The sequence below is a fragment of the Pseudomonas sp. DTU12.1 genome (assembly GCF_009873475.1).
In the GTDB taxonomy this organism is placed as follows: domain Bacteria; phylum Pseudomonadota; class Gammaproteobacteria; order Pseudomonadales; family Pseudomonadaceae; genus Aquipseudomonas; species Aquipseudomonas proteolytica.
The window spans coordinates 3758489-3783665 of sequence record NZ_CP045254.1 but is presented as its reverse complement, the minus strand read 5'-3'; the positions used below and the strand labels follow the sequence as shown (position 1 = coordinate 3783665).

Below are 25177 nucleotides of genomic sequence, written 5' to 3'. Positions count from 1 at the left end.
TCAGCGGTGAGCAGTTGCGTGAAGCGAGGTTGAGTCTAATGGCGGGTTTGGACTGTGTTTGATCATGGCAAAGCTCCTAGAGTTATGGAGCTACTACCCATCGCTGCGAAACGATACCGGGTGGCAGTTGTACGCAGGTTCGCAGACCGGGACTCTAGGAACCCGGCATACCCGAAGGTATCCCGCGCACAGCCGCCATAACATCAGGCATAAAAAAGCGCCCGCTATCTTGTGGGGGACGCTGTGCGTCTAGAGTTTAACCGGGCTGCGAAACCCGGTCGCCGAATTTGCAGCGACTGCCGAAGATTATTGGGGCGTCTTCCGAGTGGTAACCCTAAAACGCTGTCGGAAATATCTGAGAGGGGATTGATGTATAAACCTTCCAGTAGTTGGTTAAAGGAACGGATCTATTTAGCACCCTGCGCGAGCAATGGCCGCAAGTGTTTGCCGCCGCTCAACGCGTTTTTGGTGTTGATTCATAGTGGGCAATAGTGGGCCTATTACTAAATTTACTTGCGATTAAATAGGTTCGTTCCTTTTGTTCCGATTTTTTTATCAAGGTTTCTGGAAAAATAAGTTGGAAATTGAACCCTGAATTTTCTTTGCTTTTCCTTTTTCTACGTACTCGCTGAACTCTCGCTCGATCGTCGTCTTGTTAGTGTATTTTTTGTATTTTTTTTGAACTTCGCATGCGTAAATGTAAAGTCTCCATGAGTCGAAGCCATCAATTCGACCGTCGGGGCCGTAATCGAAGTCAATACATTTCTCGGATATATAAACCCTGCAGCCGATTCCATGTAGTTCGTACGTTGCGTCATCGCTGAGCTTTCCGCGCTGCGGGATTTGTTTTGAACGCCACAGTCCTAAGATATTTTTTGTACCAAACGATAATTCAAGTAAGTTGGTTGCCTTTTCAACTTCCTCTAAGTATTCGCTGATTAGATCTTCTAGCGTCTGAGTTTTCATTTTCTTGACCTTTCTAGCCTATCTGGTCCAGCGGTTTTTGAAGAGCTCACTACGTCTTTGATGCTGCTAAATGAGGTATGGTGGTTTTCTATATTGTCAATCAGTCTTATGGTGACAAGTGTATGTGTTCGCCTTGCTGCAGACGCCCGATGGTGCCCATCAATAATATAACGCTGCTCGTTATATTCGATTACGTCAATAGGGGTGTTTTTGTTGTACCCATTGCTTCGCATGTTACTAGAAATCTCCTCAACTCGTTTGGTTGACCGTTTTCCCTCAATACTGTGCGTACGATTCAGAGTTCGGGCATCAACTTCGTGAATTAGAGGCAGTGAGGGTAAACCCTCATCTGTTGCTGCATTGTGGGGGGAGTCGGCGCTACTTCCCTTCGGCTTGCACCCATCCCCACCCGGACACGCATTCAACCCCAACGGATCCACCCATCCCGTAGGGTTGGGCACATACAAATATCCGTTCACCCCACCCGCCAACTTCACCGGGTCGGGGGTCAGGTAGCGTCCGTTATCCGGATTGTAGTAGCGATGCCGGTTGTAATGCAGCCCGCTTTCCCGGTCGAAATACTGCCCCTGAAAGCGCAGTGGATTGTCCACCGCGCTTACGTCCAACCGGGTGATTTTCCCGTAGGCCTGGTAATGGGCAGACCAAACGATTTTGCCGTCTGCGCTGGTCAGTTCCTGCGGTGTACCCAGGTGGTCGAGTTGGTAGTGGAATGCTTGTGTATTGGCCGGACCAAATCCCTCCAGCAAGGCTAGTGGCCTGAAGCTGTCAGGCTCGTAGAGGTAGCTGCGGTGCTGGCCATGGGTGTGTTCGGCGATGAGCTTGTCGCCTTGCCAGAAAAACTCGGTGGTCTTACCCGCCACGGTTTTGCTGATGCGCCGGCCAAACGGGTCGTAGCGATAGCTGGCCTGGCTGCCGTCCGGTTGGGTGATGCCGATCAGGCGGTGCTGGCAGTCGTAGCGGTATTCGGTGACCAGTTGCTGCGCGCGGCCACGGCGTTCGCGTATGAGGTTTCCGAAGGCGTCGTAGTCGTAATGTCGGTCGCCTTGTAGTAACAGGCGGTTGCCGACGACGATGCCGGGGCCTGGGCGGTCTTGCATCAGTAGGTTGCCCGCCGGGTCGTGGGCGAAGCGTTCGGTGGGGGCCTGGGAGTGGTCGGCGCGGGTCAGGCGGTCGAGGGGTCGTAGTGGTAGTCGTGCTGGCCCTTGCGGGTGTCGAGCAGGCGGGTGAGGTTGCCGCTTTTGTCGTAGGTGTAGTGGCGGTGTTGGTGTTGGGTCAGGCGGCCCTGGTCGTTGTAGTGGTAGTGGCTGAGCAGTTGGCCCTGCTGGCGCTGCTGCTCGCGCCCGGCCTTGAACAGGTGCGAGGTGAGTGTGCGGCCATTGAGCTCAACGGTGGCGAGGTGGCCGCCCTTGTCGTGGTTGAAGGTCAGGTGGTTGTTGTCGGGCAGGCGCAGGTGGTCGAGTTGGCCGCAGTTGTCGTAGCCGTAACGCAAGGTGCCCCAGCCCTGGTGTTCGGCGGTCAGGCGGTTTTGGCGGTCGTATTCGTAGTGCAGCGGCCAGTGGCCGTCGTCGACGCTTAGGAGATTGCCGAGGCGGTCGTAGGTGTAATCCACCGTACTGCCATCGGGCAGGGTTTTTCGGATGAGGCGGCCGGCGTTATCGCGCTGGTAGGCAGTAATCAGCTGACGGTCATCGTCGCCGAACTCGGTTTTTCCTGCAGGTGGCCGTTGAGGTCGTAGACGTAGGCGGTGCGTTTGCCGTCGAAGCCGGTTTCCTGCTGGATCAGGCCGTTGGGGTGGTACGCCAGTTGATAGCGCTCGCCTGACTCGTTTTCGATTTCGGTCAGCAGCAGGCGGGTGTTGTCGTAGCGGTACTTGAGTTGAGAACCGTCGGGGTTGATCCGGCGACTGATCAGGTGCAAGCCATCGGCATATTCATACCGGGTCACACGCCCCAGTTCATCGCGCTCGGCGGTGATTTTTCCGTAGGGGTTGTAGCTCAATGCGCGGGTGGCGCCGTCCGGCAATACCACCTTGAGCAGTCGGCCTACCGCGTCCCACTGATACTGGGTCAGGGCGCCATGTTCATCTTCACGGGCAATCTGCCGGCCCAGGTCGTCATAGCGATAACGCCGCACGCCGCCATTGGGCAGTTGCTCCCCAACCAACTGCCCAAGGTCATTCCAGATCAGGCGCTGACAGCTGTGGTCCGGATACCAGACAGCCAGCAACTGCCCCCGCTTGTCATAGCTGTACTCGGTGACATTGCCATCAGGATCAGTCTGGCGTGTGATATCGCCCTGATCATTACGCTGGTACTTCCAGACCGCCGCACCCCGGCGCATGACCCGTACGAAACCATGCTCATACTCGTAGGCGGTAGGCTCGTCATCCCCGGAAACAGCGCCACCAAGCGCCCAGCCTCGTCGTACTGATAGGCCGTAATCGCGCCGAGGGGATCCTGCTCAACCGTCAGCCGGCCCTGTGCGTCGTAAGACTTGAAATGCTCGCCGCCGTCCGGGTCAACCCGCTGCACCAGCCGTGCGCGCGGGTCATGCACATAGACTTCCTGGCTGCCATCGGCGTTAAGCAGGGTGACGCGGCCGTCGTCATCCCAGACGTAGCGCGTATCCATCTGCGCAAAACTGGCCCAATGCCGCACACAGCGCGCCGCCTTGCCAGAGCGTTCCCACGCCCAGAAGAAACTCGCCCCACCGGCCAGTTGCCGCTCAGTGATTACCGCAAGGCTGTCGTACTGATAGCGCTCGCTTTCGCCTACAGCATTGGTCGCCTCAACCAGTCGCCACTGTTCGTCGTAGCGGTAGGAAACGACGTTCTGCTCAGTCACCCAGGCGTCATCCGCTTCGCTTTCCACGCGAAACACCTGGTAGTCCACCGCCACGATGTGCCCGCGCTCGTAGCGCAACAGCAGCGCCCGTCCGGCATCGTTATCCAGGCGCAGAATCCGCCCCGATACATCGCGGGAAATACGCAGGCGGTTGTCATACCCATCGCTGATCGCCGTCAGCACACCGCCTTGAAAGTGGTAGAACGTTGCCCCTTGAGCCAGCACCAACTCATCCGACGCTGCACCCAGATAAATCGCTGCTTCAGCCAGGCTATTGCTGATGGCTGGTCGGGCAGCCGTGGGCAGGGGAAAGGTGGTGCTGCGGTTCTCGTGATCAGTCCACACCACCGACTCGCCGGCCACTTCCAGGCGCTGCGCCAGGGAATGGCTCCAGCCAAGCCCCAAGCCGCTATCCACCTCCACGGCACTGGTGCGATACAACCGCGTCCAGGCAAATGGCAATACGCCCTGCAACTCGCCATCGGTCAGGGTCAGCAGTTCTTCGCCGGTGACCATGGACACCGGGCAGCCATGGGTCGCGGTTTTATCGGCGCTGGCGCTGGCTGCGCCGTTGGGGTTTTTCGCGGAGGAGGGCGCGTCGTCCACCGCCTCAAGTTGCTTGAGTGTGGTATTGCGCCGCGCCCCCAGTGCATCTGCAGGCCACCTTTTTGTAAGCCGCCGACGACGCCGCGCACGGCCACCGCCTTGTAGCGATCCACCGCCGCCGTAAAACGCTTGAGGATGTCGAACACGCCTTTGACGAAGCCCACCGCAAGCTCAACCACCTGCGCTCCATACTTCGCCAGCCGCAGCCCCAGATACGCGATCCCGGCACCTTGCAGGGCAATGGTCAGCACCAGCGCAATCAGCAAATCAATGAGCAGCGACACGGCAAAGCCGGCAATCACCTCGGCGGTTTTCCCCGCCACCTGGCTGGGCGGCAACGCCGACAGCCAGATCATCGCCGTGCGCAGCATCAGGTACAGCGCCGCCTCGTCGCTGGCCAGCAACATCGCCTGTTCCATCACCTGGGGCGCCTCACGCGCCAGGGCCGCCAACTCGGCGGCCTGGGTGCCGAGGCGTTCGATGTGCTTGGCCGGGTCCTTGAGGATGTCCTGCACCAACGACACGCTGTCCCACACCCCGGAAATGGCTGACCAGGTCCCGGCCAATATCCCACTGCCAATGGCGCTCGCGCTGGAGGCCTGCCAGTGCGGTTTGAACCCCTCCACTCCTTGCGCAGCCAGGCTTCCAGCTCAGCGGTCAAACCGTCGTAGGACGCAAACAGCGCCTCGACCTGCGCCGGCGACACCCCGCCCTGCACACGCACCTGATAGCGCCCGCCGGCCACGCAGTGATGGGAGGCCTGACCCTGTTCATCCAGTTGGATAAACGTGGAGCTGCCGTCATCCAGGCCAATCACCTGCACCTGGAGATTGCCCAGCGGCACGTCATACACCGACTCGAACTTGCTCTCGATCTTCAGCTCACCGCCTGCCGGGCACACGGCAACACTGGAAGCAAAGTCGCTGTCGGTCATGCTCACCGACATTTGGGAATCCCCGACCCGCAGCACCCGCTCCATGCCCAGTAACGCCGGCAAGTCCGCGGCATGGCTGGCCTTGTCCAGGGCCTGCGCGTACCAGCTGGTGACTTGCTGGCGATATACCGCCAGGCTCTGGTGAAAGCCATTCAGCTCGTATTCGATCAGGTCGATGGGCGATGAATCAGGGGCAGGGGCTGGCATCCATGACGTCTCTGCAAAAGAAAGGCGTCGGAGAATGCCGCAGGAAAAGGGCGGTTGGAGGTGTGGTCTGTTAAATCAGAATGGGCTTACGTGCAGGGAGAATTTACTGGGTGGAATCACCGCTTGAGCTCACATCAACTAACGATCAGTCTTAAAGAAAGACGCAGGATTTACGGCTATGGCGCGTCGCGTAATCGCTTGTACAAGGTATTGCGGCTGACCCCCAACTCGCGCGCCAAGTGGGAGATATTGCCGCCGACCGCTGCCAGTCGCTGCTGAAGGTTTTGGCTATCGTCCAGATCGCCCATAACCGGCGGTGTGCTGGGCGAGGCTTGGCCCAGGTCGACAAAAATCATCGGGCAGATGCTCCGGGCGGATCGGTTGGTCTTCGGCCATGGCCAGCGCCACCTGCATCACGCTGCTGACCTGGCGCAAGTTGCCTGGCCAAGGGTGTCGCTCGAATAACGCCAGCACTTCAGTACTGAGCCCGGCCCACTGCGTGGGCTCGCGGTGCTGTTGCCACAGTTGCTTGAACAGCGCCTGCTTGTCACTGCGTTCGCGCAGGGGCGGCAGTTCAAGGTCAGGCCGCCGATGCGGTAGTACAAATCCTCACGAAACCTGCCGATCTGCACCTGTTCGCGCAGTGAACGGTTGGTGGCCGAGATGATGCGTAGGTCCACCGGGAACAATTCGCTGCTGCCCACCGGTTGCACGCAGCGCTCCTGCAATACCCGCAGCAGCCGGGCCTGGGTCGGGAGGGGCATGTCACCGATCTCATCGAGAAACAGCGTGCCTTTGTCAGCCTTGCGGATCAGGCCGATGCTGCCCTTTTGATTGGCGCCGGTGAACGCGCCTTTTTCGTAGCCAAACAGCTCCGATTCCACTAACTCGGCCGGAATTGCCGCACAGTTGACCGCGATAAAAGCCTGCTGGCTGCGGGAACTGGCCTGGTGCAGGGCTTTGACGAAGACTTCCTTGCCCACGCCTGTTTCGCCATGGATCAGCAACGGGATGTCTTTTTCCAGCAGGCGTTCGGCCTGGCGCACGGCTTTTTTCCAAGCGGCTGTCGCCAAAGTGCAGGGTCTTGAGACCGATGGGCACGGCGGCCGGCTCGCTGAAGACCCTGGCTTGCACCGGCACCTGCTTGGGGCGTTTGAGCAGGCACTGGAAACGGTTGCGCCCCGCAGCTTGTAGGGCGAAGGGCAGGCCTTCGGGTTGGTTGAGCAGCTCCAGCAGCGAGACCTTGAACAGGCTGTCGATCATCACCCGCGACAGGCTGATGCCCAGCAGGTTGTCGGCGCGGCGGTTGGCTGACAGCACCTGGCCGCTTTCATCAAAGATCAGCAGGCCGGCCCATTGGCTGTCGAGGTTGTTCAGGCCGGTGTTGAAGGTCAGCTGGAAGTGCTCGCCGCCAAACAGGTTGAGGATCAGCCGGTTTTCCACGGTCTGGCTCATCATCTTGACCATGCCCAGGGTGTGGGAGGGCGGCAGGTAGCTGTCGCTGGACACATCCAGCACCGCGATGATTTCGCGGTTGGCGTCAAAGATCGGCGCCGCTGAACCGGTCATGAAACGGTTGGCCTTGAGGAAGTGTTCGTCATGCTCGATGTGCACCGCCTGGGCGCAGGCCAGTGCGGTACCGATGGCGTTGGTGCCGGTAGAGCGCTCCCGCCAACTGGCCCCTGCGCTGAAACCACGGGCCAGCTTGGGTTCGATAAAGCGCTGGGTGCCCCAGGAGGTCAGCACCTGGCCCTGGTTGTCGGCAAGCATGATCAGGCAGTTGGAATTGCTGAGGATGTTCTCGTAGTAGGGCAGCACTTCCTGATGGGTGGTCTGGACCAGTGCGTGCTGGCTCTCCAACAGCTGGCTGATGCCCTCGGCGGGCAGTTGGTCGAAGCTGGGCGCGCTCTGGTGATCCAGGCCAAAGGCACGGCAGCGGCGCCAGGAGTCCTGGATGATGGTGTCGTGGGGCAAAAGCGGGGCAGGTGCGGCCATGGCGGTGACCTTCTTTTTATTGTTGTTATGAACCGTGCACCGCTCACCTTGTGGGAGCTGGCTTGCCTGCGATGGCGATTTCACAGACGCCATCGCAGCATAGGTATCTACACAACTTTGCCGCAACGCCTAGATCCAGGCAGATAGCGCAGTTGTGGCGAGCGGGCTTGCCCGCGCTGGGCTGCGAAGCAGCCCCAATAAGCCGAATGCGTTGTACCAGATACACCGCAGCGGCTGGTTTTGGGGCTGCTTCGCAGCCCAGCGCGGGCAAGCCCGCTCGCCACAGGGGAGTTCGTCAGTTTCTGAAAGTTGTGTAGATACTTATGGCCATCGCAGGCAAGCCAGCTCCCCCAGGTTGAACGGTTTTGCTGAGCTTATTCAGTGTTGTTCAGAACTGTTCATTGTCAACCCGGCGGTTGTTCAATTGTTCAGTTGTGAATGTTCATTTCTGTTCAGCACTGAGCAGCAGTTATGCCTAAGACCCTATTAAATAAATGCTTTTTGTTATTGGCACGAAACTCGCTCTGACCTTGGAAGAACAATTCCAATAAGAAAAAGGGCGTGTCATGTCATTGACCCTGGAACATGTGACCCGCGTTGTCGAAGGCCAGACCTGGATCGACGACGCCAACCTGCGCTTTGAAGCCGGCTCCTTCAATGTGTTGCTGGGCCGTACGCTGTCTGGCAAAACCAGCCTGATGCGCCTGATGGCCGGCCTGGACAAGCCTGACAACGGGCGCATCCTGATGAACGGCGTCGATGTCACCCACAAGCCAGTGCGCTTGCGCAATGTTTCAATGGTGTACCAGCAGTTCATCAACTACCCGACCATGACCGTGTTCGAGAACATCGCCTCGCCTTTGCGCCAGGCCGGGGTGTCCAACGAACTGATTCGCAGCAAGGTGCTGGAAACCGCGAAGATGCTGCGCATCGACAAGTTCCTGCAACGTCATCCCCTGGAGCTGTCCGGTGGCCAGCAGCAACGCACGGCCATGGCCCGGGCGCTGGTGAAGGACGCCGAATTGATTCTGTTCGACGAGCCGCTGGTGAACCTGGACTACAAACTGCGTGAAGAGCTGCGTCAGGAAATGCGCGAGCTGTTCAAGGCTCGCAACACCATTGCCATCTATGCCACCACGGAGCCCAACGAGGCCTTGGCGCTGGGCGGCACCACGACCATCCTCCACGAAGGTCGGGTGATCCAGAGCGGCAAGGCCGCCGAGGTCTATCACCAACCGCAGACGGTATTGGCGGCCGAGCTGTTTTCCGAACCGCCCATCAACCTGATGCCGGGGCGTATCAGCGGTAATGAAGTGAGTTTCGCCAACGATGTGCACTTTCCGTTGAACGTGGACCTGCGCCCGATTGGTGAGGGCGAGTTCCGGTTCGGCGTGCGCCCCAGCCATATCAGCCTGGTGCCCAGCAACGACGATGACCTGGAACTGGCGGTAACCGTGGAAGTGGCGGAGATCAGCGGCTCGGAAACCTTCCTGCATGTGCGCAGCGAGCATTTCTTGCTGGTGCTGCACCTGCCGGGAGTCCACGAGTACGACGTGGATGCGCCGATCCGGATCTATATTCCGACCCATAAACTGTTTGTGTTCGATGGCCAGGGCCGGTTGGTCCAGGCCCCCGGGCGTCGTGTCGCGAGGGTTGCCTGATGGCCGAGATCCATTTGCAGAACCTGGCGCATAGCTACAGCCCTACACCTGCAGGGCCTGAAGATTACGCCATTCGCGAAATGAACCACATCTGGGAGCAGGGCGGCGCCTACGCCTTGCTCGGTCCTTCGGGCTGTGGCAAGTCAACCTTACTCAACATCATCTCCGGCTTGCTCAGCCCTTCGGAAGGCCAGGTGCTGTTCGACAGCACGGTGGTGAATGACCTCACCCCGGAAAAGCGCAATATCGCTCAGGTGTTCCAGTTCCCGGTGGTCTACGACACCATGACGGTGTTCGATAACCTGGCATTCCCCCTGCGTAACCAGGGGATGGCCGAGGCGAAAGTGCACAGCAAGGTGCAGGAAATTGCCGAAGTGCTCGACCTGCAGAACCTGCTGGGCAAAAAAGCCCGCAACCTCAGTGCCGATGAAAAGCAAAAGGTCTCAATGGGCCGTGGCCTGGTGCGCGATGACGTCTCCGCGATTCTGTTCGACGAGCCGCTGACGGTGATCGATCCGCACCTGAAGTGGAAACTGCGGCGCAAGCTCAAGCAGATCCACGAGCAGTTCAACATCACCATGGTCTACGTCACCCACGACCAATTGGAGGCCTCGACCTTTGCCGACAAGATAGCGGTGATGTACGGCGGGCAGATTGTGCAGTTCGGCACACCGCGGGAGTTGTTCGAGCGTCCCAGTCATACCTTTGTCGGCTATTTCATCGGTAGCCCGGGGATGAATCTGATTGAGGTGCAGGCCGATGCAGGTGGGGTACGGTTTGGCGGAACACATCTGGCGTTGTCCGAGGTGCAGCAGCGGCAACTCGCGGAAAAGGACTACAAAAAACTCCAGGTCGGTATTCGTCCCGAGTTTATCCATGTCTGGGATGAGCCCAATACCGACGCGTTGCAAGCCGACGTCATACATGTCGAAGACCTGGGCACCTACAAGATCCTGACCCTCAACCTCGACGGCGCGCCGTTGAAAGTGCGTCTGGCCGAAGACAAACCGGTGCCCGAGGGCCGGGCCTCGATCAGTTTTCCGGCGCAATGGCTGATGGTGTATGCCGACGATTACCTGCTGGAGGCGCGGCCATGAACAAGGTGCAGAACAACAAGGCCTGGTGGCTGGTGTTGCCGGTGTTCCTGCTGGTGGCGTTCAGTGCGGTGATCCCGATGATGACCGTGGTCAACTACTCGGTGCAGGACATTTTCGATCAGTCCAGCCGCTATTTCGTCGGGGCCGACTGGTACAAACAAGTGCTGCTGGACCCACGTCTGCATGACTCGCTGTTGCGCCAGTTCATCTATTCGGCATGTGTGTTGCTGATCGAGATCCCCCTGGGCATTGCCATTGCCCTGACCATGCCCACCAAAGGCCGCTGGTCGTCCCTGGTGCTGATTGTGATGGCCATCCCGCTACTGATCCCGTGGAACGTCGTCGGCACCATCTGGCAGATCTTCGGCCGTGCCGATATCGGCCTGCTGGGCTCGAGCCTGAATGCCATGGGCATCAACTACAACTACGCCGCCAACACCATGGATGCCTGGGTCACAGTACTGGTGATGGATGTATGGCACTGGACATCCCTGGTGGCGCTGCTCTGTTACTCGGGGCTGCGGGCTATACCGGATGTGTACTACCAGGCGGCGCGGATTGATCGGGCATCGGCCTGGGCCGTATTCCGACATATCCAACTGCCGAAGATGAAGAGCGTGCTGCTGATCGCGGTGATGCTGCGTTTTATGGACAGTTTCATGATCTATACCGAGCCTTTTGTACTGACCGGCGGTGGGCCGGGAAATGCGACGACCTTTCTCAGTCAGACCCTGACCCAGATGGCTGTCGGTCAATTCGACCTGGGCCCGGCTGCCGCGTTTTCCCTGGTGTATTTCCTGATCATCCTGTTGGTGTCCTGGCTGTTCTACACCGCCATGACCCACTCCGACGCCAACCGCTGAGGCCGCCAACATGAGCAAGCGCAAGGTCATTCCGCTGCTGATCTACATCCTGTTCCTGCTGGTGCCGATCTACTGGCTGCTGAACATGTCCTTCAAGAGCAACACCGAAATCCTCGGCGGCCTGACGCTGTTTCCGCAGGATTTCACCTTGGCCAACTACAAGGTGATCTTCACCGACCCCAGTTGGTACACCGGGTATCTCAACTCGCTGTACTACGTGAGCCTGAACACGGTTATTTCCCTGACCGTGGCGCTACCGGCGGCCTACGCGTTTTCGCGCTATCGCTTCCTTGGCGACAAGCACCTGTTCTTCTGGCTGCTGACCAATCGCATGGCGCCGCCGGCGGTGTTCCTGTTGCCGTTTTTCCAGCTGTATTCGTCCATTGGCCTGTTCGATACCCATATCGCCGTGGCCCTGGCCCACTGCCTGTTCAACGTACCGCTGGCGGTGTGGATCCTGGAAGGCTTTATGTCAGGGGTGCCCAAGGAGATCGACGAAACGGCCTACATTGATGGTTATAGCTTTCCGAAGTTTTTCGTGAAGATCTTTATCCCGCTGATTGGCTCGGGGATCGGTGTCACGGCGTTTTTCTGCTTTATGTTTTCCTGGGTCGAACTGCTGCTGGCGCGCACCCTGACGTCCGTCAATGCCAAGCCGATTGCCGCCGTGATGACCCGCACCGTGTCCGCGTCGGGCATTGACTGGGGCGTGCTGGCGGCTGCCGGAGTGCTGACCATCCTGCCGGGCATGCTGGTGATCTGGTTTGTTCGCAACCATGTGGCCAAGGGCTTTGCCCTGGGCCGGGTCTGAGGAAACGATGATGGAATGGATGGCCTGGACCACCCCGACTGCGCTGTTTTTTGCGGCAATTGCCTTGTTGCTGGCAGGCATGACCACGTGGGAACTGCGCTCGCCGAGCATTCCCCGGCGCGGTTTGTTACCGATCAGCACGACACGTGGTGATCGCTTGTTTATCGGTCTTCTCGGGAGCGCCTACCTGCATCTGCTGGTGATCGGCGTTACCGGCTGGAGCATCTGGGTGGCGTCCGCGCTGTCTGTGGTGTGGCTGTTGTCTGTGATGCGTTGGGGCTGAGGTGGTCCCCATACCCCTGTAGGAGCGAGCTTGCTCGCGAAAGTCGTCAACGATAACGCAGGTTGTCTGGATTAACGCGGTGTCTTGGGGTTTTTCGCGAGCAAGCTCGCTCCTACACGGGGCGGGGCTTCTGTCGGACCCGTCTGAAATCAACCAGGAGGTCTCTATGTTCGATAAAAACAATAAGCTGCGACATAGCATTTCATTGGCCGCCGTCTTGGCCCTCAGCGGTTTGAGTGCTGTGGCCTGGGCCGATGCGTACGAAGATGCCGCGAAGAAGTGGATCGGCAGCGAGTTCAAACCGTCCACCCTGACGGAGGCCCAGCAGCTTGAAGAACTGAAGTGGTTTATCAAGGCCGCCGAGCCGTTTCGTGGGATGAAGATCAATGTGGTGTCGGAAACCCTCACCACCCACGAGTACGAATCCAAGGTGCTGGCCAAGGCCTTCAGTGAAATCACCGGGATCAAGCTGACCCACGACCTGCTGCAGGAAGGCGACGTGGTGGAGAAACTGCAAACCCAGATGCAGTCGGACAAGAATATCTATGACGGTTGGGTCAACGATTCCGACCTGATTGGCACGCACTTTCGCTATGGCAAGACCGAGTCCATCACCGACCTGATGGCCAACGAAGGCAAGGACTTCACCTCGCCGACCCTGGACCTCAAGGACTTTATCGGCATCTCGTTTACCACCGCGCCGGACGGCAAGATCTATCAGTTGCCCGACCAGCAGTTCGCTAACCTCTACTGGTTCCGTGCCGACTGGTTCGAGCGCGCCGACCTCAAGGCCAAGTTCAAGGAAAAGTACGGCTATGAACTAGGCGTGCCAGTGAACTGGTCGGCCTATGAGGACATCGCCAAGTTCTTCAGTGAAGACGTCAAGGAAATCGACGGCAAGCGCGTGTATGGCCATATGGACTACGGCAAGAAAGATCCTTCCCTGGGTTGGCGCTTTACCGATGCCTGGTTCTCCATGGCCGGTGGTGGCGACAAGGGCCTGCCCAACGGCTTGCCGGTGGACGAGTGGGGGATCCGGGTCGAGGATTGCCACCCGGTGGGGTCTAGCGTGACCCGTGGCGGCGACACCAACGGCCCGGCTGCGGTATTTGCCACGCAGAAGTATGTCGACTGGATGCGTGCCTATGCGCCACCGGAAGCGGCAGGCATGACCTTCTCCGAGTCCGGGCCGGTGCCGTCCCAGGGCAACATCGCGCAGCAGATCTTCTGGTATACCGCCTTTACCGCTGACATGACCAAGCCCGGCTTGCCGGTGATGAACGCCGACGGCACGCCGAAGTGGCGCATGGCACCGTCGCCACGCGGGCCGTATTGGGAGGAGGGGATGAAGCTGGGGTATCAGGACGTGGGTTCCTGGACGTTCCTCAAGTCCACGCCTGAGAAACAAAAACTCGCGGCTTGGCTCTACGCGCAGTTCGTGACGTCGAAAACCGTTTCCCTGAAAAAAACCATCGTCGGCCTGACGCCCATCCGCGAATCCGACATCAACTCCCAGGCCATGACCGACCTAGCCCCCAAACTCGGCGGCCTGGTGGAGTTCTACCGCAGCCCGGCGCGGGTGCAGTGGACACCGACGGGCACCAACGTGCCGGATTATCCGCGCCTGGCCCAACTGTGGTGGAGCCACATTTCGGAAGCCGCCAGCGGCGAGAAAACCCCGCAACAGGCGCTGGATGGCCTGGCCAAGGATCAGGACGCGATCATGACGCGCCTGGAGCGCTCCAAGGTGCAGCCGATCTGCGGACCGAAAATGAACCCCGAGCGCGATGCCCAGTACTGGTTCGACCAGCCGGGCGCACCGAAGCCGAAACTGGCGAACGAGAAACCCAAGGGTGAAACCGTGAACTATGCCGATTTGCTCAAGTCGTGGGAGGCGGCGCGCAAGTGAGGTAGGGCGGATAGCAAAACGGCACCGTGAGGTGCCGTTTTTGCTGATGTGGGAAAGATCGCTTCACCTACGATCAGCTAAGCAACGCCAGGCGCTCCACCGTATCCGGAAATTTTGATACCAGACGAATCAGCGTGGCTGCCTGGGCATTGGGTCGCGCGCGACCTTGCTCCCAGTTTTCCAGGGTGCGTGTATTGGTGCGTAGGTACATGGCAAATACAGCACGGGAAAGATTGAGTTGTTGTCGTACTGCAATCACGTCTTCAGCGGTAAGAGGGGCCAGTTTGTTTTGCTGCACGGTATGAGTGCGTAGGGTGACCTTGCCTTGGCGCTCGTTGGCCAAGGCATCGAAGCCTTCGACCAGTTCGGAATAAATGTCACGTTTCATGTGAATCCTCTCGCGTTGATTTCCCTGTCCAGCAGTTGCTTGAGGGCTTTTTTGTGTTGTGGGCTCAAGTCGCTTTGCTCGTGCTTGCCGTACAGCGTGAACAACCAAAATTGAGTGCCGCCTGACCACCAGTAGTAGATGACGCGTAATCCACCCCGTTTGCCTTTGTTTCGTCGTTCATCGACGAAGCGCAGCTTGCGTAACCCACCGGTGCCTTCCATCACGGCTCCCGCTTCGGGGTTCTTCATTAGCTCTTGTTGAAAGCCGTGAAACAGTTCGTCAGTCAGGTAGTCCTTGCGGTACCGCTCAAAGGGCGGCAATTCGATAAATAGAGCATCCATGTTCTGTACGTAGCCTGCGTATAGTTTGGTGGCCCATCTGCCAGGGGTCAAGTGAGCCTGACGTGGGATTCTTCCTAAAGCGCATACACCATACGAGCGGCTCTGGCAGGTATATGCCAGACACGGAGGCATTTCAGTAAGGAATATTCCTTGAGGGGCAGGGAGCTTGAACCTTTCCCAGAAACGCAAAACGGCACCCTGAGGTGCCGTTCTGTTTACTGCTTGAGCTTAAGCGATCAACCCGCCATCACCGCATGCTGCACCAGGGTGAGCAACGGTTGTGGGTACACGCCCAGGAAGAATGCCAGCAGGGCGATAGCCAGCAGCATCACGCCGCCTGCTTTCTGTTCCCAGTGCAACTCGGCATCCACACGGCGCAGGTTTGGCTCGATCAGGTACAGGGTGACCATCACGCGCAGGTAGTAGAACACGCCGATGGCACTGCCCAGCACCAGGGAGGCAACCAGCCACCATTCGTGCGCTTCGACACCGGTTGCGACGATGTAGAACTTGCCGATAAAACCTGCGGTCAGCGGGATGCCGGCCAGGGACAGCATCATCACGGTCAGCACGGCGGTCAGGTACGGACGACGCCAGAACAGGCCGCGGTATTCGTACAGGGCGTCGGCGTCACGGCCTTTGTAAGGCGAGGACATCAGGGTAATCACGCCAAACGCGCCGAGGCTGGTGATCACGTAGGTGACCAGGTACACGCCGATGGCTTCCACGGCCAGGCCTTTGCTCGCCACCAGGGCGATCAGCAGGTAGCCGAAGTGGGCGATGGACGAGTAACCCAGCAGACGCTTGAGGTTGTTCTGAGTCAGGGCCAGCAGGTTACCGAACAGGATCGACGCAATGGCGATCACGGTCAGCACGTCGCTCAGCACGCCGGTGTTGGCGGCAGGGGAGATCTGGAACAGACGCACCATCACCGCAAACACTGCAACCTTAGAGGCGGTTGCCAGGAACGCGGCTACCGGCGCCGGGGCGCCTTCGTACACGTCTGGGGTCCAGAGGTGGAACGGTACCAGCGACAGCTTGAACGCCAGGCCGATCAGCATCATGGCCAGGCCCAGTTGGGCGATGGGCGCAGGCATGCTGGTGGTGGCCAGGGCGTGGCCGATACCGCTGAAGCTCAGGCTGCCGGCTTCGGCGTAGAGCAGGGCCATACCGAACAACAGGAACGCGGAACCGGCGGCCGACAGCACCATGTACTTGATGCCGGCTTCCAGGGAGCGCTTGTTGAAGAAGGCGTACGCCACCAGGCCGTAGGTCGGGATCGACAGCAGTTCCAGGCCGATGAACAAACCGGCCAGGTGCTGCGCGCTGACCAGCACGATACCGCCGGCCGCAGCCAGCAGGATCAGCAGGTACAGCTCTTCGCGGTTGCCCGGATAGCCGGTGCCGCCTTCGCCGAGGTAAGCGTGGGCGAGGGTGACGCAGGCCAGTGTCGCAACGAGGATCAACGCGGTGTACAGCAGCGCGAAGTCATCGATCATGACCAGCGGGGTGACCGCCAGCGGGGCGACCTTGAGTGCCGGGATAATCGACAGCAAGGCCAGGTTCAGGCCTGCGGTGGACAGCAGGAACGTCTGCGAGTGATTGCGGCGCCAGGCGATTGCCAGCATCACCACCACAATGGTGAGGCTGGTAATCAGCAGCGGCGCAAGCGCGATAAAGTGTTGGATCGTGAATTCCATAGCGCTCTTACCGGGCCGAAGCGAGTTGAGTGAAGGCGGTGCTCAACCACTGCTGCACGCCATGCATCGTGGCGGCAGAGGTGTCGAGGAACGGTTGCGGATACACGCCGATGTACACCAGCAGTACCGCAAGGCCGAGCACCATGATCAGTTCGCGAGCATCCATCCCTTTGAGGACGGCGTCCGACTTGGTCGGGCCGAAGTAGGCGCGGTGGATCATGATCAGCGAGTAGACCGAACCGAACACCAGGCCGGAAGTGGCAATCGCGGTGATCCATGGCGCACTGACGAAGCTGCCCATCAGGATCAGGAACTCACCGACAAAGTTACCCGTACCCGGCAAGCCCAGGGACGCGGCGGCAAAGAACAGGCTGATCGCCGGCAGGTACGCGATACGCGACCAGATGCCGCCCATCTCACGCATGTCACGGGTGTGCAGGCGCTCGTACAACTGGCCACTGAGGATAAACAGTGCGGCGGCTGAAACACCGTGGGCCAACATCTGGATCACTGCGCCTTGCAACGCCAGCTGGCTGCCGGAGTAGATGCCGATCAGTACGAAACCCATGTGGGAAACGGACGAGAAGGCAATCAGACGCTTGATGTCGGTTTGCGCGAAGGCCAGGAATGCACCGTAGAAGATCCCGATCAGACCCAGGGTCATGGCGATCGGCGCAAACTCGGCCGAAGCATTCGGGAACAGCGGCAGGGCGAAACGCAGCAGGCCGTAGGCCGCCGTCTTCAACAGGATACCGGCCAGGTCCACGGAACCTGCGGTTGGCGCCTGGGCGTGAGCGTCAGGCAGCCAGGAGTGGAACGGCACCACCGGCAGCTTCACCGCGAAGGCGATGAAGAACCCGAGCATGAGGATGTACTCGGTGGTCATCGACATCTTGGTTTTCAACAGGTCGGCGTAGTTGAAGGTAATCACGCCGGTGTTGTTGAAGTTGACCAGTACCAGGCCCAGGATCGCCACCAACATGATCAGGCCGGAAGCCTGGGTGAAGATGAAGAACTTGGTCGCCGCGTAGATCCGGGTTTTCTTGCCGTCCGAAGAACTGTGACCCCAGAGCGCGATGAGGAAGTACATCGGCACCAGCATCATTTCCCAGAAGAAGAAGAACATGAACAGGTCGAGGGCGAGGAACACGCCGACCACGCCGCCCAGGATCCACATCAGGTTCAGGTGGAAGAAGCCCACGTGACGCTCGATTTCTTTCCAGGAGCAGAGTACCGAGAGGATACCCAGCAGGCCGGTCAGCAGGATCATCAACAGCGACAGGCCGTCGAGGGCCAGGTGCACGTTGATGCCGAAGCGTTCGATCCAGACGTGCTTGAACTCAAGCGCGAAGGTTGGATCGACACCCGGTGCCGGAGCAAATGAATAGTCGCCATGGGCCCACAGCCAGAGGCCGAGTGCGAGTTCCAGGGACATGGTCAGCAACGCAATCCAGCGGGGCAGGGTGGCGCCGAAGCGTTCACCCATCCAGCAGAGCAGGCCGCCGATAAAGGGGATCAGGATTAGCCAGGGCAGAATCATGACGGGCTCGTTTCCTTTCGCAAGTTCGCAAAGTTCATATCAGACCGCTACCACTACGATGGCGCCGATCACCAGCACGGCACCAGCCGCCATGGAAGCTGCATACCAACGCAATTGGCCGGTCTCGGTGCGGCTCAGGGCGGTGTGACCGGCCTTGGCAGCACGCGGGATCAAACCAATGGTCTGGTCGAGCGGGTCTTTGCGCAGTACATGGCTGATCGCAAGGTAAGGCTTGACGAACAGTTTGTCGTAGATCCAGTCGAAGCCCCAGGCGGCGAACCACCAGGCCGAAAGGAAGCGGCCAATGCCACTGTTGGCCACGGCAGTGACGAAGCGACGCTTGCCGAGGAACAGCATGGCCGCCAGCAGGATACCGGCGATGGCGATGGCGCCCGAGGCGATTTCCAGGCTGTGCTTGGCGTCACCGCCAGCATGTCCAACACTTTGTGGCAGTACGCCAGCCAGTGGCGGGGTGATCATGGCGCCGACGAAGGTCGACAGGATGATCAGCACCGACAGCGGCAGCCAGTGGGAGATGCCGTGGCCTGCGTGGGCTTCAGTCTTGGCTTCACCGTGGAAGGTGATGAAGATCAGGCGGAAGGTGTACAGCGAGGTCATGAACGCACCCACCAGACCGGCGTACAGCAGGCCTTGGTTACCGCTGGCAAAGGCTTCCCAGAGGATTTCGTCTTTGGAGTAGAAACCTGCGGTCACCAGTGGCAGGGCTGCGAGTGCGGCACCACCGACGATGAAGCTGGCGTAGGCCAACGGCAGTTTCTTCCACAGGCCACCCATCTTGAAGATGTTCTGCTCGTGGTGGCAGGCAACGATCACCGCACCGGAAGCCAGGAACAGCAGGGCCTTGAAGAAGGCGTGGGTCATCAGGTGGAAGATCGCGCCGTCCCAGGCGCCGACGCCCAGGGCCAGGAACATGTAGCCGATCTGGCTCATGGTCGAGTAGGCGAGGATGCGCTTGATGTCGGTCTGCACCAGCGCGGCGAAGCCGGCCAGTACCAGGGTCACGCCACCTACCAGGCCCACCAGGTGCAGGATTTCTGGCGCCAGGGTGAACAGGCCGTGGGTACGGGCGATCAGGTAGACACCGGCGGTCACCATGGTGGCGGCGTGGATCAGTGCCGACACCGGGGTAGGACCGGCCATGGCGTCTGCCAGCCAGGTTTGCAGTGGCAGTTGTGCCGATTTACCGACAGCGCCACCCAGCAGCATCAGGGTCGCCAGGGTGATCCAGAAGTCGCCGACCTGGAATTTCTGTGGTGCCAGCACCAGCAGTTCCTGGATATTCAGCGTGCCTACCTGTTGGAACAGGATGAACAGGCCGATGGCCATGAACACGTCGCCGATCCGGGTCACGACAAAGGCTTTGAGTGCTGCATTACCGTTGTTGCGGTTGCTGTAGTAGAAACCGATCAACAGGTACGAGCACAGGCCCACGCCTTCCCAGCCGAAGTACAGGAACAACAGGTTATCGCCCAGTACCAGGAACAGCATGCTGGCGATAAACAGGTTGGTGTAGGCGAAGAAGCGCGAGTAACCGGCCTCACCGCGCATGTACCAGGACGCGAACAGGTGGATCAGGAAACCCACGCCTACCACCACGCCGAGCATGGTGATCGACAGGCCGTCGACGTACAGGGCGAAGTCAGGCTTGAAGCCCTCGACCGCCATCCATTGCCACAGCACCAGGGTGTAGTGACCGGCTTCGGGTGGTGCAACGTTGAATTGCCAGATGACGTAGGCGGCGACAATCGCCGACAAGCCAATGGAACCCACGCCGACCAGGGCCGAGAGGTTTTCCGACCAGCGTCCACGGGAGAACGACAGCAGCAGGAAACCGATCAGGGGGAATACGAAAGTCAGAAAGATCATGTTCATCCGCGCATCTCACTGGCAGCGTCGATATCAAGCGTGTGGAAGCGACGATACAGTTGCAGCAGGATCGCCAGGCCAATACTGGCCTCGGCGGCTGCCAGGCTGATCACCAGGATGAACATGACTTGTCCATCCGGCTGGCCCCAACGCGCACCCGCCACGATGAAGGCCAGTGCTGCAGCGTTCATCATGATTTCCAGGCTCATCAACACGAACAGGATGTTACGGCGAACCATCAGGCCGACCAGGCCAAGGCAGAACAGGATGCCGGCGACCGCCAGACCATGCTCCAAAGGGATAGCAGGCATCGTCATTGCTCCTTGGCTTCGTTGCGGCCCAAGTGGAAGGCAGTGATGGCTGCAGCGAGCAGCAGCATCGAAGCCAGTTCGACCACCAGCAGGTACGGGCCGAACAGGCTGATGCCCACGGCCTTGGCGTCTACGGTGGTGTGGCCGATGGCCTGGCCGCTCTGGTGAGCGAACAGCACATACAGCAGTTCAGCCAGCAGCAGGGCTGCCAGGATCACCGGGCCAAGCCAGATGCCGGGCTTGAGCCAGACGCGCTCCTGGGCGACCGAAGCCGGCCCCAGGTTGAGCATCATCACCACAAACACGAACAGCACCATGATGGCGCCAGCGTAGGCGATCACTTCCAGGACACCGGCAAACGGTGCGCCGAGGCTGAAAAAGGTCATGGCCACGGCGATCAGCGAAATGATCAGGTAGAGCAGGGCGTGCACGGGGTTGGTGTTGGTGATCACGCGAAGCGTGGACACCACTGCAATACCCGATGCGAAATAGAAAGCGAATTCCATCTTTCTTCCTTAAGGCAGCAAGCTCTTCACGTTGATCGGCTCGGCTTCGTTTTGTGCGGCGCCCTTGGGCTTACCGGCAACGGCCATACCTGCAACACGATAGAAGTTGTAATCAGGGTTTTTACCGGGACCGGAGATCAGCAGATCTTCTTTCTCGTACACCAGGTCCTGACGTTTGAACTCGGCCATCTCGAAATCCGGTGTCAGCTGGATCGCGGTGGTCGGGCAAGCTTCCTCGCACAGGCCGCAGAAAATGCAGCGCGAGAAGTTGATGCGGAAGAAGTCCGGGTACCAGCGACCGTCTTCGGTTTCAGCTTTCTGCAGGGAGATACAGCCCACCGGGCACGCCACGGCGCACAGGTTGCAGGCTACGCAACGCTCTTCGCCGTCGGGGTCGCGGGTCAGTACGATGCGGCCGCGATAGCGCGGCGGCAGGTACACCGCTTCTTCCGGGTATTGCAGGGTGTCGCGTTTGCGAAAGCCATGGCCGAAAACCATCACCAGGCTTCGCAACTGGGTACCGGTACCCTTAACGATGTCGCCAATATATTTGAACATGGGTCAAATCCTCACTGAACCGCGCCCGCTGGCGTGTTCAACAACACAACGGCAGCAGTCACCAGCAAATTGATCAGGGTCAGCGGCAGGCAGAAGCGCCAGCTGAAATCCATCACCTGGTCGTATCGTGGACGCGGAATGGAAGCGCGCAGCAGGATAAACAACATGATGAAGAACGCGGTCTTGAGGAAGAACCAGAAGAACGCCAACTGCGGCAGGATGCCGAACGGACCGTGCCAGCCGCCAAAGAACAGCGTGACCAGCAGGGCCGAGATCAAGATGATGCCGATGTACTCACCGACGAAGAACATGCCCCATTTCATGCCGGCGTATTCAATGTGGTAACCGTCGGCCAGTTCCTGTTCTGCTTCCGGCTGGTCGAAGGGGTGACGGTGAGTCACGGCCACGCCAGCGATGAAGAAGGTACAGAAGCCAAAGAACTGCGGAATGATGAACCACAGGTTCTGCGCCTGGTACTCAACGATGTCGCGCATGTTGAACGAGCCAACCTGCACCACGATGCCCATCAGCGCCAGGCCCATGAACACTTCGTAGGACACAGTCTGGGCCGAGGCCCGCAAGCTGCCCAACAGGGCGAACTTGTTGTTACTGGCCCAACCGGCGAACAGCACCGCGTAGACCGACAGGCCGGCCATGGCGAAGAAGAACAGCAAGCCGATGTTCAGGTCCGCCACGCCCCAGGTCGGGGTGATCGGGATGATCGCGAAGGCAATCAGCAAGGCGCTCATGGCCACGACCGGTGCCAGGGTGAAGATCACCTTGTCGGCAAACGGCGGGGTCCAGTCTTCCTTGAAGAACATTTTCAGCATGTCGGCAGCGATCTGGAACATGCCGAACGGGCCAACGCGGTTCGGACCGTAACGGTCCTGCCACCAGCCCAGCAAGCGACGTTCGACGAAGCTGAGCAGGGCGCCCGCGACGACCACGGCCAGCAGGATCACGATGGCCTTGACCACCGAGATGATCACGTCGATCACTTCAGGAGTGAACCAAGTCATTGCGCTGCCTCCTGCAGACCGTCAACGGTGTGGCCGAAGATCGCAGGCGGAATGCCAGCGATACCTTTTGGCAGGCCAACCAGGCCAGCACCCAACTCATCGTTGATGCGCAGCGGCAGGCGCAGGGTCTGGCCGCCTACGTTCAAGCTGAGCAGGGCACCGTCGTTGACGCCCAGGCGGTCGGCTTCGGACTTGGCCAGCGCCACGTAGGCAGCCGGGATGCGCTCTTGCACCGGCGCGGCCTTGGAAGAGTTCTCTTCGCTGCCGAACAGGTGGAAAAACGGCACAACCTGCCAGGTGCCCTGGGCCGGGTTGAACGGACGCGGTACGGCCGCGAACCAGTTCAGCGAGTCGCCGGTGCTTTCGATCAGGCGGGTGCCCGGGTCGCCAGCGCGGATATGACCACCGACTTCGTCCTGGAACTTGTTCCAGGCCTGCGGCGAGTTCCAGCCCGGCGACCAGGCGAAAGGCACCTGTTGACGTGGCTCGACCGAACCCGAGTAACCTTCCATGGAGAAGGCAAACGCGGTGTCGTTGTCTTGCGGGGTACGCGGTTCGTGCACGCTGATGTCAGCGCGCATAGCGGTACGCCCGGAGTAACGCAGCGGCTCACGGGCCAGTTTCATGCCCTTGATGCGGAACGCGGCGGACGGTGCGGCATCGACGATACGCGCCAGTTGCGGTGCGCTGGAGGCGACGGCAGCGGTGACGTGGTCGAGCTGGGTCCAGTCGATCGGCTGGTTCAGCAGGGTTGCGCGCAGGGCATGCAGCCAGCGCCAGCCTTCGTGAACCAGGATGCTGGCGTCCATGTACTTCGGATCGAACACCTGGAAGAAGCGCTGGGCGCGGCCTTCCTGGCTGACCAGGGTACCGTCGCCTTCAGCGAAGGTAGCGGCTGGCAGCACCAGGTGGGCACGGTCGCTGGTAGCGGTCTTCTGGTGGTCGGCGACGATCAGGACTTTGGCGGCATTCAGCGCAGCGTCAACCTTGGCGGCATCGGTGCGGGTGTACAGGTCGTTTTCCAGCACCACGATGGCGTCGGCATTGCCGTCGATCACCGCTTGCAGGGCTGCGTCCACGGACTCGCCGCCGAGCATGGCCAGGCCAAGGCTGTTGGCTTCCGGTACAACCAGGCTGATGGAGCCGTTCTTGTCCCGCAGCTTCAGGGCCTTGGCGATGTTGGCAGCGGCTTCGATCAATGCTTTGGAACCCAGGGAGGTACCGGCAATGATCAATGGGCGCTTGGCAGCCAGCAGGGCGTCGGCGATGCGCTGGGCCAGGGCCACGGCTTCTGCGTCCAGGCCTTCGACGGCAGGGGCGCTGGCGTCGAGGGCGTGGGCCACGGCGAAACCGATGCGTGCTAGGTCGTCGGGTGCTGCGTGCACGCACTCTTCGGCGATATCGTCGAGCTTGGTTTCAGCGATGCTGGCGATAAACAGCGGGTTCAGCGCGTGCTGGCCGATGTTTTTCACCGCAGCGTCGAGCCAAGGCTGCACGCGCATGGCGTCGGCCATTTCTTCGGCCTTGCCTTTGACCGACTGGCGCAGGGACAGCGCGATACGCGCAGCGGTCTGGGTCAGGTCTTCACCGAGTACGAAGATTGCGTCGTGGTCTTCGATGTCGCGCATGTTTGGCACTGGCAGCGGGCTGTCGTTCAGCACCTGGAGGACCAGGCGGATGCGCTCCAGCTCAGCGGCTTCGATACCACTGTAGAAGTGCTCGGCACCGACCAGCTCGCGCAACGCGTAGTTGCTTTCGAGGCTGGCGCGTGGCGAACCGATACCGACGATGTTACGGCCGCGCAGCAGGTCGGCGGCTTTATCCAGTGCGTCGTCCAGGCTCAGCTTGGCGCCATCGGCCAGCAACGGCTGGCGCGGACGGTCTTCGCGGTTGACGTAGCCATAGCCGAAACGGCCACGGTCGCACAGGAAGTACTGGTTGACCGAACCGTTGAAGCGGTTTTCGATGCGACGCAGTTCACCGTAGCGCTCGCCCGGGGAAATGTTGCAACCGCTGGAGCAGCCATGGCAGATGCTCGGGGCGAACTGCATGTCCCACTTGCGGTTGTAGCGCTCGGAGTGAGTCTTGTCGGTGAACACACCGGTCGGGCAGACCTCGGTGAGGTTGCCGGAGAACTCGCTTTCGAGCACGCCGTCTTCAACGCGACCGAAGTACACGTTGTCGTGGGCACCAAAGACGCCCAGGTCGGTGCCGCCGGCGTAGTCTTTATAGAAGCGTACGCAGCGGTAGCAGGCGATGCAGCGGTTCATTTCATGGGAAATGAACGGGCCCAGTTCCTGGTTCTGGTGGGTACGCTTGGTGAAGCGGTAACGGCGCTCGTTGTGGCCGGTCATCACCGTCATGTCTTGCAGGTGGCAGTGACCGCCTTCCTCACAGACCGGGCAGTCGTGGGGGTGGTTGGTCATCAGCCATTCGACAACGCTGGCGCGGAACGCCTTGGATTCTTCATCTTCGATGGAGATCCAGGTGTTGTCGGTGGCTGGGGTCATGCAGGACATGACGATACGACCACGGGTGTCGTTTTCGTCGGTGTACTGCTTGACCGCACACTGGCGACAGGCACCGACGCTACCGAGCGCGGGGTGCCAGCAGAAATAAGGGATGTCGAGGCCTAGTGACAGACACGCCTGTAACAGGTTGTCTGCCCCATCGACTTCGAGCGCTTTGCCGTCTACGTGGATAGTGGCCATGGTTCAAAGTTCTTCGTTGG

General features: G+C 59.8%; 17 protein-coding genes and 2 pseudogenes. 6 read left to right on the top strand and 13 right to left on the bottom strand.

Features of this window, described 5'->3' with window-relative positions:
* Window positions 1–555 precede the first annotated feature (555 nt).
* The 3 genes and pseudogenes from GDV60_RS16540 to GDV60_RS16505 form a co-directional block, all read right to left on the bottom strand.
* The gene (locus GDV60_RS16540; protein WP_104910393.1) at window positions 556–966 is read right to left on the bottom strand and encodes a hypothetical protein; all 411 of its coding nucleotides are present in this window, start codon (window positions 964–966) and stop codon (window positions 556–558) included.
* Window positions 963–5577 (bottom strand): annotated as a pseudogene (locus GDV60_RS26585) (RHS repeat-associated core domain-containing protein). The gene GDV60_RS16540 and the pseudogene GDV60_RS26585 overlap by 4 nt, the downstream one beginning before the upstream one ends.
* A gap of 176 nt (window positions 5578–5753) precedes the next feature.
* Window positions 5754–7572, bottom strand: a pseudogene (locus GDV60_RS16505) (sigma-54-dependent Fis family transcriptional regulator).
* Between the two features lie 566 nt (window positions 7573–8138).
* On the opposite strand from GDV60_RS16505, the gene GDV60_RS16500 reads away from it, so the two are divergent.
* From GDV60_RS16500 to GDV60_RS16475, 6 genes are all read left to right on the top strand, one after another.
* Entirely contained in the window at window positions 8139–9233 is a 1095-nt protein-coding gene (locus GDV60_RS16500; RefSeq protein WP_029293318.1) for an ABC transporter ATP-binding protein, read from the top strand.
* Entirely contained in the window at window positions 9233–10330 is a 1098-nt protein-coding gene (locus GDV60_RS16495; RefSeq protein ID WP_133714906.1) for an ABC transporter ATP-binding protein, read from the top strand. The genes GDV60_RS16500 and GDV60_RS16495 overlap by 1 nt, the downstream gene beginning before the upstream one ends.
* Complete coding sequence (locus GDV60_RS16490) at window positions 10327–11193, top strand: carbohydrate ABC transporter permease (protein ID WP_029293322.1); 867 nt, start codon at window positions 10327–10329, stop codon at window positions 11191–11193. Before GDV60_RS16495 ends, GDV60_RS16490 begins: the two co-directional genes overlap by 4 nt.
* Window positions 11194–11203: 10 nt before the next feature.
* Window positions 11204–12004 (top strand): carbohydrate ABC transporter permease, encoded by an 801-nt coding sequence (locus GDV60_RS16485; RefSeq protein ID WP_017735079.1) that lies wholly within the window; start codon window positions 11204–11206, stop codon window positions 12002–12004.
* 10 nt (window positions 12005–12014) lie between these two features.
* Window positions 12015–12287, top strand: coding sequence for a DUF2160 domain-containing protein (locus GDV60_RS16480; RefSeq protein ID WP_029293327.1), 273 nt, complete (start codon window positions 12015–12017; stop codon window positions 12285–12287).
* A gap of 166 nt (window positions 12288–12453) precedes the next feature.
* The gene (locus tag GDV60_RS16475; protein WP_092239087.1) at window positions 12454–14196 is read left to right on the top strand and encodes an ABC transporter substrate-binding protein; all 1743 of its coding nucleotides are present in this window, start codon (window positions 12454–12456) and stop codon (window positions 14194–14196) included.
* 73 nt (window positions 14197–14269) lie between these two features.
* Here GDV60_RS16475 and GDV60_RS16470 read toward each other — a convergent pair whose 3' ends face one another.
* The 10 genes from GDV60_RS16470 to nuoG all read right to left on the bottom strand — a co-directional run bounded on the left by GDV60_RS16470 (window position 14270) and on the right by nuoG (window position 25157).
* Window positions 14270–14584 (bottom strand): DNA-binding transcriptional regulator, encoded by a 315-nt coding sequence (locus tag GDV60_RS16470; RefSeq protein WP_070995473.1) that lies wholly within the window; start codon window positions 14582–14584, stop codon window positions 14270–14272.
* Window positions 14581–14925, bottom strand: a complete 345-nt coding sequence (locus tag GDV60_RS16465) for a toxin (RefSeq protein ID WP_070995472.1) — start codon at window positions 14923–14925, stop codon at window positions 14581–14583. The genes GDV60_RS16470 and GDV60_RS16465 overlap by 4 nt, the downstream gene beginning before the upstream one ends.
* A gap of 236 nt (window positions 14926–15161) precedes the next feature.
* On the bottom strand, window positions 15162–16625 hold the full coding sequence (gene nuoN, locus GDV60_RS16460) for an NADH-quinone oxidoreductase subunit NuoN (RefSeq protein ID WP_029293335.1): 1464 nt from the start codon (window positions 16623–16625) through the stop codon (window positions 15162–15164).
* A 7-nt stretch (window positions 16626–16632) separates the two neighbouring features.
* Window positions 16633–18165 carry an NADH-quinone oxidoreductase subunit M gene (nuoM, locus tag GDV60_RS16455; protein ID WP_029293337.1) on the bottom strand — a complete coding sequence of 511 codons (1533 nt, stop codon included), beginning with the start codon at window positions 18163–18165 and terminating at the stop codon, window positions 16633–16635.
* 39 nt (window positions 18166–18204) lie between these two features.
* A complete protein-coding gene (nuoL, locus tag GDV60_RS16450; RefSeq protein ID WP_029293339.1) occupies window positions 18205–20058 on the bottom strand; it encodes an NADH-quinone oxidoreductase subunit L in 1854 nt (617 codons plus the stop codon).
* Window positions 20055–20363, bottom strand: coding sequence for an NADH-quinone oxidoreductase subunit NuoK (gene nuoK / locus GDV60_RS16445; protein ID WP_003174727.1), 309 nt, complete (start codon window positions 20361–20363; stop codon window positions 20055–20057). Before nuoK ends, nuoL begins: the two co-directional genes overlap by 4 nt.
* A gap of 2 nt (window positions 20364–20365) precedes the next feature.
* A complete protein-coding gene (nuoJ, locus tag GDV60_RS16440; protein ID WP_017476146.1) occupies window positions 20366–20869 on the bottom strand; it encodes an NADH-quinone oxidoreductase subunit J in 504 nt (167 codons plus the stop codon).
* A 9-nt stretch (window positions 20870–20878) separates the two neighbouring features.
* Window positions 20879–21427 carry an NADH-quinone oxidoreductase subunit NuoI gene (nuoI, locus tag GDV60_RS16435; protein WP_003174725.1) on the bottom strand — a complete coding sequence of 183 codons (549 nt, stop codon included), beginning with the start codon at window positions 21425–21427 and terminating at the stop codon, window positions 20879–20881.
* 11 nt (window positions 21428–21438) lie between these two features.
* Window positions 21439–22446, bottom strand: a complete 1008-nt coding sequence (nuoH, locus tag GDV60_RS16430) for an NADH-quinone oxidoreductase subunit NuoH (RefSeq protein WP_017737147.1) — start codon at window positions 22444–22446, stop codon at window positions 21439–21441.
* On the bottom strand, window positions 22443–25157 hold the full coding sequence (nuoG, locus tag GDV60_RS16425; protein WP_159908102.1) for an NADH-quinone oxidoreductase subunit NuoG: 2715 nt from the start codon (window positions 25155–25157) through the stop codon (window positions 22443–22445). The genes nuoH and nuoG overlap by 4 nt, the downstream gene beginning before the upstream one ends.
* Window positions 25158–25177: the final 20 nt, after the last annotated feature.

Bases quoted from the DNA above. Each gene is read 5' to 3' on its own strand.
- nuoH (WP_017737147.1), bottom strand. From the start codon at position 22,446: ATGACTTGGTTCACTCCTGAAGTGATCGACGTGATCATCTCGGTGGTC.
- GDV60_RS16475 (WP_092239087.1), top strand. From the start codon at position 12,454: ATGTTCGATAAAAACAATAAGCTGCGACATAGCATTTCATTGGCCGCC.
- GDV60_RS16485 (WP_017735079.1), top strand. From the start codon at position 11,204: ATGAGCAAGCGCAAGGTCATTCCGCTGCTGATCTACATCCTGTTCCTG.
- nuoN (WP_029293335.1), bottom strand. From the start codon at position 16,625: ATGGAATTCACGATCCAACACTTTATCGCGCTTGCGCCGCTGCTGATT.
- nuoJ (WP_017476146.1), bottom strand. From the start codon at position 20,869: ATGGAATTCGCTTTCTATTTCGCATCGGGTATTGCAGTGGTGTCCACG.
- nuoM (WP_029293337.1), bottom strand. From the start codon at position 18,165: ATGATTCTGCCCTGGCTAATCCTGATCCCCTTTATCGGCGGCCTGCTC.
- GDV60_RS16495 (WP_133714906.1), top strand. From the start codon at position 9,233: ATGGCCGAGATCCATTTGCAGAACCTGGCGCATAGCTACAGCCCTACA.
- GDV60_RS16480 (WP_029293327.1), top strand. From the start codon at position 12,015: ATGGAATGGATGGCCTGGACCACCCCGACTGCGCTGTTTTTTGCGGCA.
- nuoL (WP_029293339.1), bottom strand. From the start codon at position 20,058: ATGAACATGATCTTTCTGACTTTCGTATTCCCCCTGATCGGTTTCCTG.
- GDV60_RS16500 (WP_029293318.1), top strand. From the start codon at position 8,139: ATGTCATTGACCCTGGAACATGTGACCCGCGTTGTCGAAGGCCAGACC.
- nuoG (WP_159908102.1), bottom strand. From the start codon at position 25,157: ATGGCCACTATCCACGTAGACGGCAAAGCGCTCGAAGTCGATGGGGCA.
- GDV60_RS16470 (WP_070995473.1), bottom strand. From the start codon at position 14,584: ATGAAACGTGACATTTATTCCGAACTGGTCGAAGGCTTCGATGCCTTG.
- nuoK (WP_003174727.1), bottom strand. From the start codon at position 20,363: ATGCCTGCTATCCCTTTGGAGCATGGTCTGGCGGTCGCCGGCATCCTG.
- GDV60_RS16540 (WP_104910393.1), bottom strand. From the start codon at position 966: ATGAAAACTCAGACGCTAGAAGATCTAATCAGCGAATACTTAGAGGAA.
- GDV60_RS16490 (WP_029293322.1), top strand. From the start codon at position 10,327: ATGAACAAGGTGCAGAACAACAAGGCCTGGTGGCTGGTGTTGCCGGTG.
- GDV60_RS16465 (WP_070995472.1), bottom strand. From the start codon at position 14,925: ATGGATGCTCTATTTATCGAATTGCCGCCCTTTGAGCGGTACCGCAAG.
- nuoI (WP_003174725.1), bottom strand. From the start codon at position 21,427: ATGTTCAAATATATTGGCGACATCGTTAAGGGTACCGGTACCCAGTTG.